The 328-nt window shown below is 45.7% G+C and carries 1 protein-coding gene; it reads left to right on the top strand.

The window, feature by feature from the left end:
- Nucleotides 1–328, top strand: a 328-nt coding sequence (locus tag SB773_RS30690) for a nitroreductase family protein (RefSeq protein ID WP_486304304.1), incomplete at both ends; no start/stop codon positions are given.

Genomic DNA, 328 nt, shown 5'->3' with positions numbered 1-328 from the left:
AACGGGCCTTCCAAGCAGGACCTCGAAGGAATCGGTCATTTTCTCTGGTATGCATATGGCCTGACCCAAGTTAGTCAGTCACTGATATCCTTAGAGTCTGGGGACCTCATGCAGTCATTCCGGCGTTTTCCGCCATCAGGGGGAGCTTTGTATCCAAGTGAATTGTACGTGTACTTGAAGATGGATGAATTGCCTGCTGGCATATACCATTATGATGTGGCACACCACCGGTTGGTATTGTTGCGGGAAGGGGATTTTGATTCATATTTAACAAAGGCTCTTGGTGGAAAATTTGATATGTCTGCAAGTTTTGGAACGGTTTTTGTAT

The sequence above is a fragment of the Bacillus sp. SIMBA_074 genome (genome assembly GCF_046534555.1).
Classification (GTDB): domain Bacteria; phylum Bacillota; class Bacilli; order Bacillales; family Bacillaceae_G; genus Bacillus_A; species Bacillus_A mycoides.
This window is presented reverse-complemented; position numbering and strand designations above follow the sequence as displayed.